General features: G+C 55.4%; 13 protein-coding genes and 1 pseudogene. 6 read left to right on the top strand and 8 right to left on the bottom strand.

The window, feature by feature from the left end:
* Positions 1–21: 21 nt before the first annotated feature.
* The 5 genes and pseudogenes from Y71_RS03690 to Y71_RS03670 all read right to left on the bottom strand — a co-directional run bounded on the left by Y71_RS03690 (position 22) and on the right by Y71_RS03670 (position 7567).
* Positions 22–2273 (bottom strand): annotated as a pseudogene (locus Y71_RS03690) (YgiQ family radical SAM protein).
* Between the two features lie 83 nt (positions 2274–2356).
* The gene (gene ftsP / locus Y71_RS03685) at positions 2357–3769 is read right to left on the bottom strand and encodes a cell division protein FtsP (RefSeq protein WP_007370122.1); all 1413 of its coding nucleotides are present in this window, start codon (positions 3767–3769) and stop codon (positions 2357–2359) included.
* A 72-nt stretch (positions 3770–3841) separates the two neighbouring features.
* Positions 3842–4579, bottom strand: a complete 738-nt coding sequence (locus tag Y71_RS03680; RefSeq protein ID WP_035889663.1) for a 1-acylglycerol-3-phosphate O-acyltransferase — start codon at positions 4577–4579, stop codon at positions 3842–3844.
* Positions 4580–4801: 222 nt separating this feature from the next.
* Positions 4802–7060 carry a DNA topoisomerase IV subunit A gene (parC, locus tag Y71_RS03675; RefSeq protein ID WP_007370120.1) on the bottom strand — a complete coding sequence of 753 codons (2259 nt, stop codon included), beginning with the start codon at positions 7058–7060 and terminating at the stop codon, positions 4802–4804.
* A 117-nt stretch (positions 7061–7177) separates the two neighbouring features.
* Positions 7178–7567 carry a YgiW/YdeI family stress tolerance OB fold protein gene (locus Y71_RS03670; protein WP_007370119.1) on the bottom strand — a complete coding sequence of 130 codons (390 nt, stop codon included), beginning with the start codon at positions 7565–7567 and terminating at the stop codon, positions 7178–7180.
* 147 nt (positions 7568–7714) lie between these two features.
* On the opposite strand from Y71_RS03670, the gene qseB reads away from it, so the two are divergent.
* The 4 genes from qseB to Y71_RS03650 all read left to right on the top strand — a co-directional run bounded on the left by qseB (position 7715) and on the right by Y71_RS03650 (position 10754).
* A complete protein-coding gene (qseB, locus tag Y71_RS03665) occupies positions 7715–8374 on the top strand; it encodes a quorum sensing response regulator transcription factor QseB (RefSeq protein ID WP_007370118.1) in 660 nt (219 codons plus the stop codon).
* On the top strand, positions 8371–9717 hold the full coding sequence (gene qseC / locus Y71_RS03660; protein ID WP_007370117.1) for a quorum sensing histidine kinase QseC: 1347 nt from the start codon (positions 8371–8373) through the stop codon (positions 9715–9717). The genes qseB and qseC overlap by 4 nt, the downstream gene beginning before the upstream one ends.
* 106 nt (positions 9718–9823) lie before the next feature.
* Positions 9824–10405: an NAD(P)H-dependent oxidoreductase gene (locus tag Y71_RS03655; protein ID WP_007370116.1), complete on the top strand. Its 582-nt coding sequence runs from the start codon at positions 9824–9826 to the stop codon at positions 10403–10405.
* A gap of 34 nt (positions 10406–10439) precedes the next feature.
* Entirely contained in the window at positions 10440–10754 is a 315-nt protein-coding gene (locus tag Y71_RS03650) for a putative quinol monooxygenase (protein WP_007370115.1), read from the top strand.
* A 77-nt stretch (positions 10755–10831) separates the two neighbouring features.
* On the opposite strand, the gene Y71_RS03645 is transcribed toward Y71_RS03650, so the two are convergent.
* The 3 genes from Y71_RS03645 to Y71_RS03635 all read right to left on the bottom strand — a co-directional run bounded on the left by Y71_RS03645 (position 10832) and on the right by Y71_RS03635 (position 15210).
* Complete coding sequence (locus Y71_RS03645) at positions 10832–12022, bottom strand: glycoside hydrolase family 88 protein (protein WP_007370114.1); 1191 nt, start codon at positions 12020–12022, stop codon at positions 10832–10834.
* Positions 12023–12054: 32 nt separating this feature from the next.
* Positions 12055–13323 carry an oligosaccharide MFS transporter gene (locus Y71_RS03640; protein WP_007370113.1) on the bottom strand — a complete coding sequence of 423 codons (1269 nt, stop codon included), beginning with the start codon at positions 13321–13323 and terminating at the stop codon, positions 12055–12057.
* Positions 13324–13386: 63 nt separating this feature from the next.
* Positions 13387–15210, bottom strand: coding sequence for a DUF2264 domain-containing protein (locus Y71_RS03635; RefSeq protein WP_007370112.1), 1824 nt, complete (start codon positions 15208–15210; stop codon positions 13387–13389).
* A 165-nt stretch (positions 15211–15375) separates the two neighbouring features.
* Here Y71_RS03635 and Y71_RS03630 point away from each other — a divergent pair, with 165 nt between their 5' ends.
* On the top strand, positions 15376–16236 hold the full coding sequence (locus Y71_RS03630; protein WP_007370111.1) for a helix-turn-helix transcriptional regulator: 861 nt from the start codon (positions 15376–15378) through the stop codon (positions 16234–16236).
* 60 nt (positions 16237–16296) lie between these two features.
* Complete coding sequence (locus Y71_RS03625) at positions 16297–17208, top strand: LysR family transcriptional regulator (RefSeq protein WP_007370110.1); 912 nt, start codon at positions 16297–16299, stop codon at positions 17206–17208.
* Positions 17209–17294: the final 86 nt, after the last annotated feature.

Here is a 17294-nt window from a genome sequence, read left to right as displayed (position 1 = left end):
TTGCCGGGTTTTTTATTGCGCTTAACGAACGCGCGGTGCGCGCTTTTTCGCCGGTGCCGCAGCGGCGCTCTTGCCGTTGCTGCGCTGGTGCACAATCGGCGTGTGTTTGGTCAGTGCCGGGCGCGACTGGCGATTCTGGCGGCGTGCTTCGCACATCTCGTCCATCGTCGGCGCAGGCACCAGACAATCACGGCGTGAACCGATCAGATGTTTTTTGCCCATCGCTTCCAGCGCTTCGCGCAGCAGCGGCCAGTTCGCCGGATCGTGGTAACGCAGCAGCGCTTTATGCAGACGACGCTGTTTATCCCCTTTCGGCACCACCACTTCCTCGCTCTTGTAGTCGATTTTCGACAGCGGGTTTTTGCCGGTGTAATACATGGTGGTTGAGTTAGCCAGCGGCGAAGGATAGAAGTTCTGCACCTGGTCGAGACGGAAACGGTGGCGTTTCAGCCACAGCGCCAGGTTCACCATATCCTCATCACGCGTGCCCGGGTGCGCCGAGATAAAGTACGGGATCAGATACTGCTCCTTACCCGCCTCTTTCGAATAGGTATCGAACAGCTGTTTAAAGCGATCGTAGCTGCCCATGCCCGGCTTCATCATTTTCGACAGCGGCCCCTCTTCGGTATGCTCAGGGGCGATCTTCAGGTAACCACCAACGTGGTGCGTCGCCAGTTCCTTCACATAACGCGGATCTTCCACCGCCAGATCGTAACGCACACCAGAGGCAATCAGGATCTTCTTGATACCTTTCAGGCTACGCGCACGGCGATAAAGATCGATAGTCGGCTGATGGTTGGTGTCCATGTGCGGACAGATATCCGGATAAACACAGGAGAGACGACGGCAGGTTTGCTCCGCGCGCGGCGATTTGCAGCGCAACATATACATGTTGGCCGTCGGGCCGCCCAGATCGGAAATCACGCCGGTAAAACCTGGCACCGAATCACGGATCGCTTCGATTTCATTGATAATCGAATCTTCAGAGCGGCTCTGAATAATGCGCCCTTCATGCTCGGTGATGGAACAGAAAGAGCAACCGCCAAAACAGCCGCGCATGATGTTGATCGAAAAGCGGATCATCTCGTACGCCGGAATACGGCTCTTACCGTATGACGGATGCGGCACGCGCTGGTACGGCAGTGCAAAAACGCTGTCCATCTCTTCAGTGGAGAGCGGAATCGCTGGCGGGTTGATCCAGATATAACGATCGCCATGCTTTTGTAACAGCGCACGGGCGCAACCGGGGTTAGTTTCATGATGCAAAATACGCGACGCATGCGCGTAGAGCACCTTGTCGCTTTTTACCTTCTCGTAGGAAGGCAACAGCACGTAGGTTTTCTCCCACGGTTTCGGGCGCGGCGGCTGAACGGTGACGCGCTTCACTTCCTGTGCCTGCGGTGCGACCGGTTTATTATCCGCGCACGGCAGATCTTCACCATAAGGATGCGGGATCGGATCGATTTTGCCCGGCGTATCCAGACGGGTGGAATCCACCCCGCTCCAGCCCGGCAACGCTTCCTTAACTATGATCGCCGTGTTACGAACATCGCGGATCTCCGCGATCGGTTCTCCGGCGGCAAGGCGGTGCGCCACTTCAACCAGCGGGCGTTCACCGTTGCCGAACATCAGCATGTCCGCTTTGGCATCGATCAACACCGAGCGGCGCACGGTATCAGACCAGTAATCGTAATGCGCGGTACGTCGCAGGCTGGCTTCAATACCGCCAAGGATCACCGGCACATCTTTCCACGCCTCTTTGCAGCGCTGGGTATACACCAGCGTGGCGCGATCCGGACGTTTACCGGCAACGTTATCTGCCGTGTAGGCATCGTCGTGGCGCAGCTTACGATCGGCGGTATAGCGGTTGATCATCGAGTCCATGTTTCCGGCGGTTACGCCGAAGAACAGGTTTGGTTTGCCCAGACGCATAAAGTCGTCTTTGCTGTTCCAGTCCGGCTGCGAAATGATGCCGACGCGGAAACCCTGCGCTTCCAGCATACGGCCGCAAATCGCCATGCCGAAGCTCGGGTGATCGACATACGCATCGCCGGTAACCAGAATAATGTCGCAGCTATCCCAGCCAAGTTGATCCATCTCTTCGCGCATCATCGGCAAAAAAGGCGCAGGGCCGAAGCAGGCCGCCCAGTACTGGGGCCAGGAGAAAAGGTCACGATCCGGCTGGATCAGGGATATTGCGCTCATTTTGCTTCCAAAATTGGTAAAAAAATAATCAAAGGCCGGCGATTATACGCCGGATTGTAGCGGGAAATGAAGGAGTATTACGCGCTTGTTTCCGGTGCCCAAAAAGCTCAGGAAACATAAGCCTGATAAGTGCTTTATCAGGCTGTGGAATTTACGCCGACGGGTTGACCAGCAGTTGCCCCACCGAGCCACGATCGGCCATTTCCAGCGTCTGGCTCTGGAACTGAAAAGGAAAGTGCGGCCATGAAGGCTGACCAAACCACACCAGCAGTTCAACCTGCCCGTCGATCCACACCGTGTCTTTCCAGCCCCGATCTTCCGGGAACGGCAGCGCGCCGTTCACGTTGCGCACGAGGAACATTACGCCTTCAATGTGGAACGACTGCGGCATTTCTGCGCGCACGGTCCAGCGTTCCCATATCCCTTGCTGTGTGGTGATATCAATACGCTGCGTGTCCCACAATTGACCGTTAATGCCCGGATCGCTGCCCAACGTAATATCGCGGCTGCGCGTCGGCGTGCCGGCCAGGACATCGGACGGCAGCAGACGCATCGGCAGCGTATCAGTTACCAGCGGCAGCAGCCCGGTCGGACGCAGCGTCAGCACCAGCGTAGAGATTAAAATGCTGGACGGCTCAAAAATGCCGCGCAGTCTGTCCATCAAACTCGCCGCCTCACCGCAGGTGATCGACACTTCATCGCCGTTGGTCATATCCACCAGCACTTCGCGACGCTCGCCGGGCGCCAGCGACAGTTGTTTCACGGAAACGGGCGCAGGTAAAAACCCCTGATCGCCCGCAATCACATGCAGCGCGCGGCCATCGCTCATTTGCAACTGATAGCGGCGGGAATTGGAGGCATTCAGTAAGCGCAGGCGCACCCACCCGCGCGAGACTTCAACATACGGGCTTTGCGCGCCGTTCACCATCAGGGTATCGCCGACAAATCCGCCGCTCCCCGGCTCGCTGTACTCCGGCGTACCGAAGTTATCCAGCCTTTTGTCCTGAATAATGACCGGAAAATCATCCACGCCGTAGTGGTTCGGCACCGGCAGCGATTTGCTGATTTCATCTTCCACCAGCCACATACCGGCAAGGCCGCTGTAAACCTGTTGAGCGCTGCGGTTCGGCGTGTTGGCGTGATACCACAGCGTCGCCGCGCTCTGGCGGATCGGCAGCACCGGCGCCCAGTCGTTGTTCGCCGTCATCATCCGCGCGGCACCGCCCATTAGCGGGCCTGGCACCTGCAAACCGCTGACGGTCATGGCGACATTCTCCGCCAGCCGGTTACTGTAAATCAGCTTAACGTCGTCACCGTTCCAGACGCGAATGGTCGGCCCCAGATAACGCCCATTAATGCCGGAAACCTGCGCGCGGGTACCGGTAGCAAATGACCAGTGCGCGCGTTGCAGCGTCATAAATAGCGGCTGGCCGCGTCGCGATTCCAGTAGAGGAGGAACCGGCAGCGGGGGTTGCTGCCCGGCAGCATTTGCCCTCAGCGGCACCGCGCCTGCACAAAGCGCAACTCCTGATGCCTGAAGAAACTGACGCCGACTGAGTGACATATTTGCTCCGTGTAAAACTAACTCAATACGCCGAAAGCGATACCGCCGCCGGACTTGCTTTGTGACGAAAGATTAAACCCGGCCGGCTGCTTCGCGTTCGGCAACTTCTTTATCAAGCTCTTCAATCTTCTTTGCCATCAGATCATGGCAGTGCATCGCCAACTGGCGAACCTGATCTTTACCAAACTGCGCCACATCAATAGGCGGCAGCATCTCAACAATCGCCAGCCCGTTGCGCAGGCGGTTAAGGTTGATTTTGTTAGAGGTGGTAGAAACACAAACCGGGATAATCGGCACGCCCGCCGCAATCGCCGCGTGAAATGCGCCGGTTTTAAACGGCAGCAGACCGCGTCCACGGCTACGGGTGCCTTCCGGGAACATCCAGACAGAGATATTGCGTTTCTGGATCTGTTTCACCACCTGAGCAATGGTGCCGTGCGCTTTCGCACGGTTATCACGGTCGATCAGCAGGTTGCCAGCCAGCCAGTAAAGCTGGCCGAAAAACGGGATCCACAGCAGGCTCTTTTTGCCCACCGTCACCGTTGGCGGCAGCACAATGCTGGACGCCGTAACCATATCGTAGTTGTTCTGGTGGTTGGCGATGTAAATCGCGTTACCGAATTTCTCAGCGCCCGGCGGCAGGCGAGTTTCTACTTTCAGCCCAAGTACCGGCGCAAGCCGACCAAACATATGGCCGAACGTGGCGACATGCTTAGGATTACGCGGACTGAACAGACAGTAGATTGACCCGAATACGCACACCAGAATGGAGTAAATAACAACGATGATTACACGAAAAATGAATAGCATAGCGACCTCTGAAGCCCATACCTTTGAGCATAATATCCATGCCTGCAATGATGCTAAAACAGGCTGTGCCACCAATGACCATTACCTGGTCTGGACTTTTTGTTATGCGGCCTTTAAAACAACGTATTGTTAATCGCAATGCACGAATAAACAACGCTTTTACGGGAAATTTTACGTGTACATGCGCCCCTCCAGGAAGGAGAGGCGCACACTTTAGGAAGATTATTCTTCGCTATCGCCTACCGTCGGACGGGAAGGTGCATCAATCTCCACGCGGTCGATTTTCTGCAAGCCGCGCATCAACGTACCGCGGCGTCCGCGCTCGCCCTGCACTTTCTGCAACTCTTCCGGACGCAGTTTGATTTTACGTTTGCCGACGTGGATGGTCAGCGTGCTGAGCGGCGGCAGCAAATAGAGATGCGCCAGACTATCAACACCTTTCGCCGCATCCGCCGACGGAATGCCAATGATCTTGTTGCCTTTGCCTTTCGACAACTGCGGCAACTCGCTCACCGGGAACATCAGCATACGCCCTGCGGTGGTGATGGCCAGCAGCATATCGTCATCGTTGTCGATCGCCAGCGGCGGCATCACTTTCGCCCCATCCGGCAGGCTGATCAGCGTTTTACCGGCGCGGTTGCGCGCCACTAAATCGTTGAAGGTGCAGACAAAGCCGTAACCAGCATCGGAAGCCATCAGCAGCTTCTGATCGTCGTTACTCATGATCATATGCTCAACCGTCGCGCCCGGCGGCAGCGTCAGCTTACCGGTTAACGGTTCGCCCTGGCCGCGCGCAGACGGCAGCGTAATCGGATCGATAGCGTAACTGCGCCCGGTGGTATCAATAAACACCACGGGCTGGTTGCTCTTACCTTTTACCGACGCCTTCCAGCTGTCTCCGGCTTTGTAGCTCAGACCCTGCGCATCGATGTCATGGCCTTTGGCGCTGCGCACCCAGCCCATTTGCGACAGCACGATAGTAACCGGCTCGGACGGCTGCATGTCATGCTCGTTCATCGCTTTCGCTTCTTCACGCTCATGCAGCGGCGAACGGCGATCGTCGCCAAATGCTGTGGCATCAGCCTGCAGCTCTTTCTTCAGCAGATTGTCCATCTTGCGCTCGGAAGCCAGGATCGCCTGCAACTGATCGCGCTCTTTTTCCAGATCGTTTTGCTCACCGCGAATTTTCATCTCTTCCAGTTTGGCGAGATGACGCAGTTTTAACTCAAGGATCGCTTCCGCCTGCGTTTCACTGATGCCAAAACGCGACATCAACGCCGGTTTCGGATCATCTTCAGTACGGATAATTTCGATCACTTCGTCGATATTGAGAAACGCCACCAGCAAACCTTCAAGGATATGCAGGCGTTTAAGCACTTTCTCCAGACGATGGTTCAGACGGCGACGTACGGTATCGCGGCGGAACGCCAGCCATTCGGTAAGGATCTCCAGCAGGTTTTTCACCGCCGGGCGACCATCCAGACCGATCATGTTCAGGTTAATGCGATAGCTCTTTTCCAGATCGGTGGTGGCGAACAGGTGATTCATCACCTGCTCCATATCCACGCGATTAGAGCGCGGCACAATCACCAGACGCGTCGGGTTTTCATGATCCGACTCGTCACGCAGATCATCGACCATCGGCAGCTTTTTATTGCGCATCTGGGCGGCAATCTGCTCCAGCACGCGCGCGCCGGAAACCTGATGCGGCAGCGCCGTGATCACTACTGCGCCATCCTCTTTTTTCCACACCGCGCGCATGCGCACCGAGCCGCGACCGTTCTGGTAAATTTTACGAATTTCAGCGCGGGAGGTGATGATCTCTGCTTCAGTCGGATAATCCGGCCCCTGCACAATATCCAGCAGTTGATCGAGCGTGGTTTTCGGCTGTTCAATCAGGGCGATGGCGGCATTCGCCACTTCACGCAGGTTGTGCGGCGGAATGTCTGTCGCCATCCCAACCGCAATACCGGTAGTGCCGTTCAGCAGGATGTTCGGCAACCGTGCAGGCAGCATTTTCGGCTCCTGCAACGTACCATCGAAGTTCGGCACCCAGTCAACGGTGCCCTGGCCCAGTTCACTGAGCAGCAGTTCGGCGTATTTCGACAGGCGGGATTCGGTATAACGCATGGCGGCGAAGGATTTCGGATCGTCCGGCGCGCCCCAGTTGCCCTGGCCATCCACCAGCGGATAGCGGTAGGAGAACGGCTGCGCCATCAGCACCATCGCTTCGTAACAGGCGCTATCGCCGTGCGGATGGTATTTACCCAATACATCGCCGACCGTACGGGCGGATTTTTTAAACTTCGCGCTGGCGTTCAACCCCAGCTCTGACATTGCGTAAACGATGCGGCGCTGAACCGGTTTCAGGCCATCACCGATAAACGGCAACGCACGATCCATGATGACGTACATGGAGTAGTTCAGGTATGCGTTTTCCGTAAATTCATGCAGCGCAAGGCGCTCTGCCATATCGCTCATTAATCGAGATTCCTCAACGTATGCGGCCGCCTGTGCGGCGGCAATATTGCCGCAGATACTACCTTATCTGCGGCGAAGAGTCATAGCGATGAGCGATTTTTCGCGCACAACAGGCGCTTACTGAGTGACTTTGCGAATCTCTTTGACGTCGATTTCCACTGAATTCCAGTCTTTATCGACTTCGCCCTGAATTTCGACCACATCCTGTGGCCCGACCGTCACGCCATTCCAGCGTTTACGGTTGATATCGACATTGATGGTGCCGGTTGCATCCTTAAATAAATAAGTATCGTCAGAGAGGCGCTCGACAATGTTGCCACGCAGCGTAACCCAGGCATCGTCACGCAGCGACTTAGCGCTTTCGACGGTCGCTTTGCTGCTGTCCGGGCCGGTAAATCCACCGCTCTGCTGCGCAGATCCCGGACCGGTAAAGCCCCCCTGATTTGCCGCGAAAGCGGGGGCGGAACACAGTGCAATAGCGGCGATAATTGCAGAAATCTTCTTCATCTTTTCTCTCCCTTTTCCTGTGGTTTCCGCTCATTTAACCTGCAACTTCTTAACAACTTCTTAAGGGGAGAAAAGAAAAATTTCCGCTGTACATTACCTGTCGCAAGCGGTTTAACTGCGTGAGAGTCTAGTGAGAAAGGAGGCCATGTGCGCATTTTATTGATTGAAGATGACACGCTCATCGGCGATGGCATCAAAGCCGGGCTGAGCAAAAAAGGATTTAGCATTGACTGGTTCACCGAAGGCAAGCAGGGTCAGGCCGCGCTGTTTGCCGCGCCTTACGATGCGGTGATCCTGGATTTAACGCTGCCAGGCATTGACGGGCTGGATATTCTTCGCCACTGGCGCAGCCAAAAACGCAGCGAACCGGTATTAATCCTCACCGCCCGCGATGCCATTGACCAGCGTGTCGAAGGTTTGCGCCTGGGCGCGGATGATTATCTGTGCAAACCTTTTGCGCTGGTCGAAGTCGCCGCCCGGCTGGAAGTGCTTATTCGCCGCACCCACGGGCAGACGCAAAGCGTGCTGCAACACGGCCCAGTAACCCTTGATCCTGTCAGCCTGATTGCCACGCTTGAGGGCGAAACGCTGGTGTTAAAGCCAAAAGAGTTTGCCCTGCTGGAGCTGTTGCTGCGCAACGCCGGACGCGTGTTGCCGCGTAAATTAATCGAAGAAAAACTCTATAACTGGGACGATGAAGTCTCCAGCAACGCGGTTGAAGTGCATGTCCACCACTTGCGGCGCAAGCTCGGTAGCGCGTTTATCCGCACCGTTCATGGCATCGGTTATACGCTGGGAGACGCATGAAAATTGCCCGTCCACTGAGTCTGCGTCTGCGCCTGACCCTACTCTTCTTTCTGCTGGCTATGGCGGCCTGGCTGTGCGCCAGCCTGGTGGCCTGGGATCAGACGCGTTCAAAGCTCGATAAATTGTTCGATACGCAGCAAATGTTGTTTGCCAAACGCTTAAGCGTGATGGAATTTGAACAGCTTAAAAATCCCGCGCCGCAGATCGCCAGCAAGAAGATCAAACACGGTCATCTGGACGATGATGCGCTGGCATTCGCCATCTATTCAACCGACGGCAAAATGCTGCTGCACGACGGCGAAAACGGCAAAGAGATCCCTTACAGCTATCGGCGAGAAGGCTTTGATAATGGTCATTTGCGCGATGATGACGAACGCTGGCGTTTTCTCTGGCTGACCGCACCGGACAATACCTTCCGCATTGTGGTCGGCCAGGAGTGGGAATATCGCCAGGAGATGGCACTGGAGATCATTACCTCCCAGCTCACGCCCTGGCTGGTGGCCCTGCCATTAATGCTGATCTTACTGATCGTGCTGCTGAGTATTGAATTGCGGCCACTGAAAAAACTGGCGCTGGCACTGCGGCATCGCGCGCCGGATCTCGCTCAACCACTCAATACGCAAGGCGTGCCCAGCGAGGTGCGGCCGCTAGTCGATGCGCTGAATCAGCTTTTTGCCCGCACGCACACCATGATGCTGCGCGAGCGGCGCTTCACCTCAGATGCCGCGCATGAGCTGCGTAGCCCGCTGGCGGCGCTGAAAGTACAAACCGAAGTGGCGCAGCTTTCCGATGACGACCCCGAAGCGCTGCAAAAGGCGCTCTCCCAGCTGCATCGCGGTATTGATCGCGCCACACGCCTGGTTGATCAGTTACTCACCTTATCAAGGCTGGATTCGCTGGATAATCTGGCGGATATCGAAACCGTTGCGCTGGAGAACGTATTGCAATCGGCCATCATGGATATTTATCACCCGGCGCAACAAGCGGGTATTGAAGTGCGTTTACATCTGAATACGCCCTCCGTCAGCCGCGAAGGCCAGCCGCTGTTGCTCAGCCTGCTGATCCGCAATCTGCTGGATAATGCGATCCGCTACAGCCCGCCGGGAAGCACGGTGGATGTCACGCTCGATAGCCACTCACTGACCGTGCGGGATAACGGCCCCGGCATGAGCGATGAGATGCAAAAGCGCGCCGGTGAGCGTTTCTACCGCCCGCCAGGGCAAAGCGCCACCGGCAGCGGGCTCGGTTTGTCGATTGTTAAACGCATCGCCAGGCTGCATCACATGTCGGTTTCCTTCAGCAATCATCCTGAGGGAGGCTTTGTCGCGCAAATAACGTGGTAACGCGATTATTGCCCCCAACGTAAAAGTCTTTGCACTTTTTGCCAATTTTTCCGTGCCGATGTTCAGGGTAACATTGCCGTCATTCGATTTTGATTGAGGACATCCCATGAGCAATATTCTGATTATCAACGGTGCGAAAAAATTCGCGCACTCTAATGGTCAACTGAACGACACCCTGACCGAAGTCGCGGAAAGCTATCTGCGCGACCTCGGACATGATGTTAAAACCGTGCGTACCGACGGCGAGTACGACATCAAGGCGGAAGTGCAGAACTTCCTGTGGGCCGACACCATTATCTGGCAGATGCCGGGCTGGTGGATGGGCGCGCCGTGGACGGTGAAGAAATATATGGATGACGTGTTCACCGAAGGTCACGGTTCACTGTACGCCAGCGATGGCCGTACCCGTTCCGATGCCTCCAAAAAATACGGTTCCGGCGGTCTGATTCAGGGCAAAACCTATATGCTGTCGCTGACCTGGAATGCGCCGATGGAAGCGTTCACCGAGAAAGATCAGTTCTTCCACGGTGTCGGCGTTGATGGTGTTTACCTGCCGTTCCACAAAGCGAATCAGTTCCTCGGCATGGAAGCGCTGCCGACCTTTATCACCAATGACGTGATTAAAATGCCTGACGTGCCGCGCTATATCGCAGAATATCGCAAGCATCTGGCGGAGATTTTTGCTTAACTGTGTAGCTGGACTTAGAAGGAGTTAGCCAATTATGTTGACAGTTATTGCCGAAATCCGTACCCGTCCCGGGCAGCATCATCGCCAGGCGGTGCTCGATCAGTTCGCGAAAATCGTTCCTGTTGTGTTGCAGGAAGAGGGTTGTCACGGCTATGAGCCGCTGGTCGATCACGCTGCGGGCGTTAGTTTCCAGGCTACTGCGCCGGATTCCATTATGATGGTGGAGCTGTGGGAAAGCGTGGCGCATCTTGAAGCGCACCTGCAAACGCCGCACATGAAAGCGTGGAGCGAAGCGGTCAAAAGCGACGTGCTGGAAACGCATATCCGCATTCTGCAAGCGGGTCTTTGAGCATGCGACCCTCACCGCACGGCGAGGGGAAGTGACGAAAGCCGGATAAGCGCAGCCGCTATCCGGCATTTTTATTTCTACCAGTACAGTTTCCAGCTCTGCGAAAAGCGCGCCAGCGCCTCCACATAGAAGTAATCCCCCCAGCTACAGCACTCATCCACCCCTTTATTGCCCGACAGATGGTAGACCGAATGTTTCAGCAGCCCGGTCGTGGCTTCATTTTTCCCGGCCAGGTAGTGCTTACCCAGCGACGACATAATGCGCATCGCCCATTGTTGATAGCGCGCGCGATCGGGATCGGTCACCGGCAGATGTTTAATCAGTTCCAGCAAGCCGCACACCGCAATCGCCGCCGAAGAGGAGTCACGCAGCGCATCGCTGCCCACCAGCGCCAGATCCCAGTGGCACACCGCATCTTCCGGTAGACGGTTGAGGAAGTAATTCGCCAGCCGTTTCGACAGCGCCACCATCTCTTTATCACCGGTGTAAATAAAGCTCAGCAGGAAACCATAAATCCCCCACGCCTGGCCGCGCGACCAGCAGGAGTCATCGGCATACCCCTGCTGCGTGTTGCCATAGCACGGTGCGCCCGTTTGCACGTCCATATAATACGTGTGAAAAGTGGAAGCATCTTCACGGATCAGGTATTTCGCCGCTTGCTGTACATGTGCCTGCGCAGCCTGGGCAAAGCGCCGATCCCCGGTCTGCTCACTGGCCCAGTAAAGCAGCGGCAGATTCATGTTGCAGTCGATGATCATGCGCCCGGCCTGCTCAGGATCCTGCAAATCGCCCCACGCCTGGATGATCTGCGCTTTCTCGTGAAAGCGTTCCAGCAGTGCTTCGGCAGCCAGCAGGGCAAACCCGCGCGCCTCATGATTGCTGGTCAGACGCCAGGCCGCCACGCAGGAGAGCGTATATAAGAAGCCCAGATCGTGTGTGTTGGTATCGTGACGTCCGGCAATGCGCAGACCAAACGAGCGCACGTGGCGCTCCGCCATCGCACGGAAACCGTCATCGCCGCTCATCTCCCACGCCAGCCACAATTGCCCGGTCCAGAAGCTGGTGGTCCACTCAACATTTTCGGTCAGCGGATAATACCCCTGGACGCAGGTTTCGGCGGGGAATTTATCACCGAAATCCGTTAAATGACGGCGAATCAGTTCAAGGGTATGCGCACGCGCGGAATCCAGTTCATCTTTAAACGACTGCACATCCATCGGCGTGCCCGGATAATCGCGTAACGTTTCCTCAACGATTTTACTTAACATATTTCGGTTCCTTGTTGTTACAGAAAATAAGATCAGCGCGCTGCATTATCGCGGGCAATATCTAATGGTCCATGTTGTCGCCATTTGCTCTGGCAGGCAGACAAGGTAAATAACGAAATAAAAGTAAAGCTCAGTGCAATACAGCCCATAATGATGTAGGTATTTTCAAAGCCGATACGGTCATATAATATTCCGGCCGGAGAAGAGACCACCACATTACCGACATACAGCATGGCCTGATAACCTAATAAATACATGGTGGCGTTAACCCGCTTATCAAAATGCTCGGCGATATATTTAAATACCGACACCAACAGCAGGCAGATTTCCAGACCGTACAGCGGTTTTAATACCGAAATCAGCAGATGCGATTCGCACAGCCCGGAAATAATCAGCCGCGCGCCCACTACCAACCCGACAATCAGCAACCCGCGCTTTGCACCGATAAAATTAACGAACAGCGGGATCACCATATACATGACAAATTCCATGCCGGACTGCACCGTGCCCAGGTAACCAAACACCGCGTTGCCCTGGTGGATATCCGTAAAGAAGGTGACAAAGTAGCGGGAGAACTGCTGTTCCGCGATAAACATCATCCACGCCACGCCTGCAACATACAGGCAGAAAGCCCAGAATTTGCGGTTACGCAGCAGCGCGTAAACATCCGCTGGCACGATTTTCTCTTTCGTCAGCACATCGCTGGCGTGAGCGGAGTGGACATTCACTTTCAGGCTCAGTAGAACCACCAGCATGATCAGCGAGGCAACAGAACCCATGATGAAGTTATAAGCTGGCGAGAGGTTAAACAGCAGGCCGGAAAACGACGATGCAACAGCCCAGCCGAGCGATCCCCACATGCGGATTTGCCCGAACTCCATGCCGTTTAAGCGACTGTAACGATCGGTATAGGATTCGCAGGCAGCAACCCCGGCATACCAGGCAAAACTTAAATAAATCGCGCCGACAATAATGCCCACTAAGGTATTGGAAATAAGTAGCGGTTGATACACGTAGATAAAAAATGGTGCCATCAGCGCAGACATCAGCACAACAAAATAGAGCAAATATTTGCTCATGCCGATTTTATCCAGGATATAACCATATATTGGTTTCAGGATCACTGAAAATATCCCATTAATAGCAAATACAGTACCAATTACCGTTCCGCTAAGATTGGCTTTTTGCCCCAACCAGATAGCCAGCAAACCAATACTGGCGGACCAGGTAAAAAAGTAGAGAAATATAAAGCTGCTGATTTTGTAATACTCTGCTTTATTATTAATGGCTATTCTTTCCATACTATCCTCGACGAAAGCATGTAGGGTTCAGAGATATTTACCCGGCCGCAGCCGGGCGTTTAATTAAAATGTAATGACGATTTTTTCCTGCGCGGGCGAATGGATCACCAGCGCATCTTCTTCTATGGATAATTGCGGTAAGTGCGAATGAAACACCTGCTCTGTCACGGCCGCCTGCACCGCACAGGCCAGCCATTGCCGGCCCGGCATTATCGTGCCGCGCAGCACAGGAATGGAGGCGCAAGGAGCAAACATAATGCTGCTGTTCGGCGGCGTTACCACGCTGTCAGCTTCCCGCGGATTATCAGCCAGCAGTTCGAAAATACCGCTGACGCCATTTTCCGCCGCTACCAGGCTGCCGTTTTGCTCATGACGATGCGGGGCTTTCAGCACCGCAAAACCGCCCTCGACGCTCTGTAAATGGCGTTGTGAATCAATGCGATGCACGCGTAAATGCCAGTTTTCACAGGGAATAAGCCACGTCGAGATCTGCACGTCATGCCACGGTGACCAGCGGGAGAAAATCGCCTGTGGGCTGACCACAACCTCGTCACATTCGCGGCGGCCGCGGAAGTAGTTATCACCTTCACTGAGTAACAGCATCGAATCACAGGCCGCATGCTTGATGCCATAGCGCCCACGTTCAATGGTGAAACCGAACCGGCTGGAGTAGGCAAATTTGGTGTATTTCGCCTCGGTATTGACGTAGTTGTTCAGTTCCAACTGACCGGACGTCAGCATCCAGACATGCCGTGATTGATCGGTATGCACGAGGATCTGCCCCGCCGGCGGAATAACGCGCTGTGGAGCCAGCGCGGGCAGCGGCAGCTCTTCCGATCGCCAGAAGGTATGGGATTCCGGCAGCGCAAGGATCAAAAAGACTTTCAGCGCCCAGTAGGGCGAGCCCGGCGAGTTGTAGTCTTCGCACATCGCCAGGTTCGGATAAGCAAAACCGAGCGTCAGGATGCCGTCGCGATCGAAAATCGGCTGCCGTAGCCACCAGCGCAAATGGCGCAGGATCAGCCCTTTCACCACGCCGGGTGAAAAGACCTCCAGCCCGGAGAACGCCACCGCGCTCCAGAAAGCCACCATCGCAAAACGGTAGGTCAGGCTGCGGCCAAACGGCACGGACTCCCCTTCTGCCGCCGACATATAGATAAAGTCCTGTGCAAACAGGCTGGCTCGCTGGCGGATAATCGCCGCGCGTTCTGCATCCTCTTCCCCATTCAGCGTGGCGTAGATCAGGCCATAGAAATGGAACGCCATCGAAATGTAGTAATCCTTTGGTCGGCCAGGACCATCGGAATACCAGCCGTCGCCAAGGTAATAGGCATCCATCAGGCGAAAACGGTGTGCGATAGCTGCTGGCTCCCAGGGTAATCCGGCGCGTTTAAACCCCAGTTGCACCATGATGGCAAAGAAATTCCAGTTACTGTCGGGCATCTCAGCATCGGTGATTTGATTAAGCCACTGATGCAGATTATCGGCCTCAGTCTCGCTGAATTTCACCGCCAGCTTATCGCCGAGTAACGCCAGCCCCAGACCGTAAGCGGCCATCTCCACCAGCCGCTGATCGTACGGCCCTGTTTTCCCCCAGAAACCGGCACATTGTGGATCGGTACCGCGCTTAATGGCCGTCAGATATTTATCGCTGAACGTTTCCACATCGCCGCCCGCCATCAACGGAAACAACCCCCACAACGCGCGGGACAGCCCCTCCATTTCGGCAATATCTACGCTGTAATGCGCGCTGGTTGCTCCCAGCGAAAATCGCGCTGCGCCCTGTGGAAACTGCTTATCAAGCGCGTCCAGCATCTGCGTCAACGCGCAGGCTACCTCCGCGCGGGATGACAATGGATTTGAGGTTTTCACTTCCGCCGCCTGCATAGGTTTCTCTCCCGTATCGTGTGGCAGAAGCATAGTGAATCGCCAGGAAGGGGAAATGTTAGCTCTGTCACACCGCCAAGCTTTAGCTGAACCCGTTGTTGAGGAAATTTAAAACTGTGGTTTATAAATAGCGACATCGGGGCAAAAGTTGAGTTTGGTTGCACTATGGCAGACAACTGGCAAACAGAGAGACTGGAACTGATCACCCTCAACGATGCGGTTGCATCGTTCAGCCGCCTGTTTGCCAATACGGTGCGCTATCACCACTGGCATCAGTGCCTGGAAGTGCTGTACGTCGAGGAGGGGTTTGGCGTGGTGATCGTCGATAACCGCCAGTACACCATGCGCCCTGGACGGCTGTTTTTCTTTCCACCGCTCACCATCCATAAAGTGATGGTCGATGAGCAGGCGCAGGCGAGTTATCGCCGCACTATCATTCATGTTGACCACCACGCGATCCTCCGTTATTTCCGCGATTTTCCGCACAATCACAGCCGTTTGCAGCGACTTTCTCAGCGCGGCGGCGCGGCGGTGGTGATGGATGCAGCAACTATTCACGCCCATATCGACCATCTGTTCAGCGGCTACGCCAAGCTGGCCGCCAGCGCGAAACTGAACGGCGAACAAGTCGCCTGCCTGTTGTTGAATTTGCTAAGTATGTTGCCGGAAGAGAGTGAGAAATTGCCGGAAGAAGGTTGCGGCATTGCCACGCCAGTGATGTTCTGGCTGGAAGAGAACTACCAGCAAAAATTCAGCCTGGAAAAGCTGGCGCAGGAGCTGGGGAAATCGCGCAGCTACATCTCGCGCCGCTTCCATGAAGAAACCGGCGAGCCGATTAATCACTATCTCAACACCATTCGCCTGCGCAAAGCCTGCGACTATCTGCTGCACAGCCCGCACAGCATTCGCGACATCGCCGCACTGGTGGGATTTTCTGACGTCACCTGGTTTATTAGCGCTTTCAGGAAAGGTATCGGTGAAACACCGCTGCAATACCGTAAAAATCACGCGTCGCAACGGCGCTGACTGTTGCCCGTGGCGCGCTTTTGCTATGGTGAGGCACTGATAATTCTGCGGAAAAGACGTATGGAACGGCTGGATTGCGATCGCATGTTTGTGGCGGTGATGGAAACGGGTAGCTTTACCGGTGCGGCGCTACGCTGCGGTACCAGCCACGGCCAGGCGTCAAAACTCATCTCCCGCCTGGAACAGGAGTTGGGCGTTAATCTGCTGCGACGCAGCACCCGCTCGTTGACGCCAACCGAAGTTGGGCTGGCCTATTACGACCGTATCCGCCAGTTGTTGATTGATTACGATGCGCTTAACGATGCAGTGCGCAATATCGCCAATGCCCCCTCTGGTTTGCTGCGCATCTCTGCGCCCGTCACGTTTGGTACTTCCCAGCTCACGCCGCATCTGGTGGCGTTTGCCCGTAGCTACCCGGAAATCGAACTGGATGTCAGCTTTGCCGACCGGCTGGTCAACGTGGTGGATGAAGGGTTCGATGTTGCCCTGCGCATTGGCGCGCTTTCCGACAGCAGCCTGGTGGCCCGCCGCCTGTGCGCAATCCGCAATGTGGTGGTTGCCTCGCCGGATTACCTTGCCCGACAGGGTGAGCCCACGCACTGGCAGCAACTTGAGCAACACAGCCTGATTGTGGATACCAACTTCCGCGATCCCTGGCACTGGCCTTTTCTCGATGAGCACAAACAACAGCATCTTCAGCCGGTGCGCGGACATATTAAATTTTCCAACGCTGAAGTGTGCCTTGAAGCCGCCTGCGCCGGCCTGGGCATAGCGCGCATTCCGGTGTTTGTCGCCGGTAAGGCATTGAAAGAGCAGCGCGTAAAACCCGTACTGGCTGCCTATGAAGCCCCGCCGCTGGCGCTGTTCGCCGTTTATCCGCCCGCTCGTTACCTGGCGCAGAAATCCCGCGTGCTGATCGATTTTCTGGTGGACGCTTTCTCGCTGCAACCGGAATGGGAACAGGGGTGGTGATAATTTCCAAAATGGAAATAAACATCCCTGTTTTACGCAGATAATTTTCCAGCTGGAAAGACTTTACACTCCTCTCATCAACTGAC

Origin of the sequence: Kosakonia radicincitans DSM 16656 (assembly GCF_000280495.2) — a bacterium.
Classification (GTDB): domain Bacteria; phylum Pseudomonadota; class Gammaproteobacteria; order Enterobacterales; family Enterobacteriaceae; genus Kosakonia; species Kosakonia radicincitans.
This window is presented reverse-complemented; position numbering and strand designations above follow the sequence as displayed.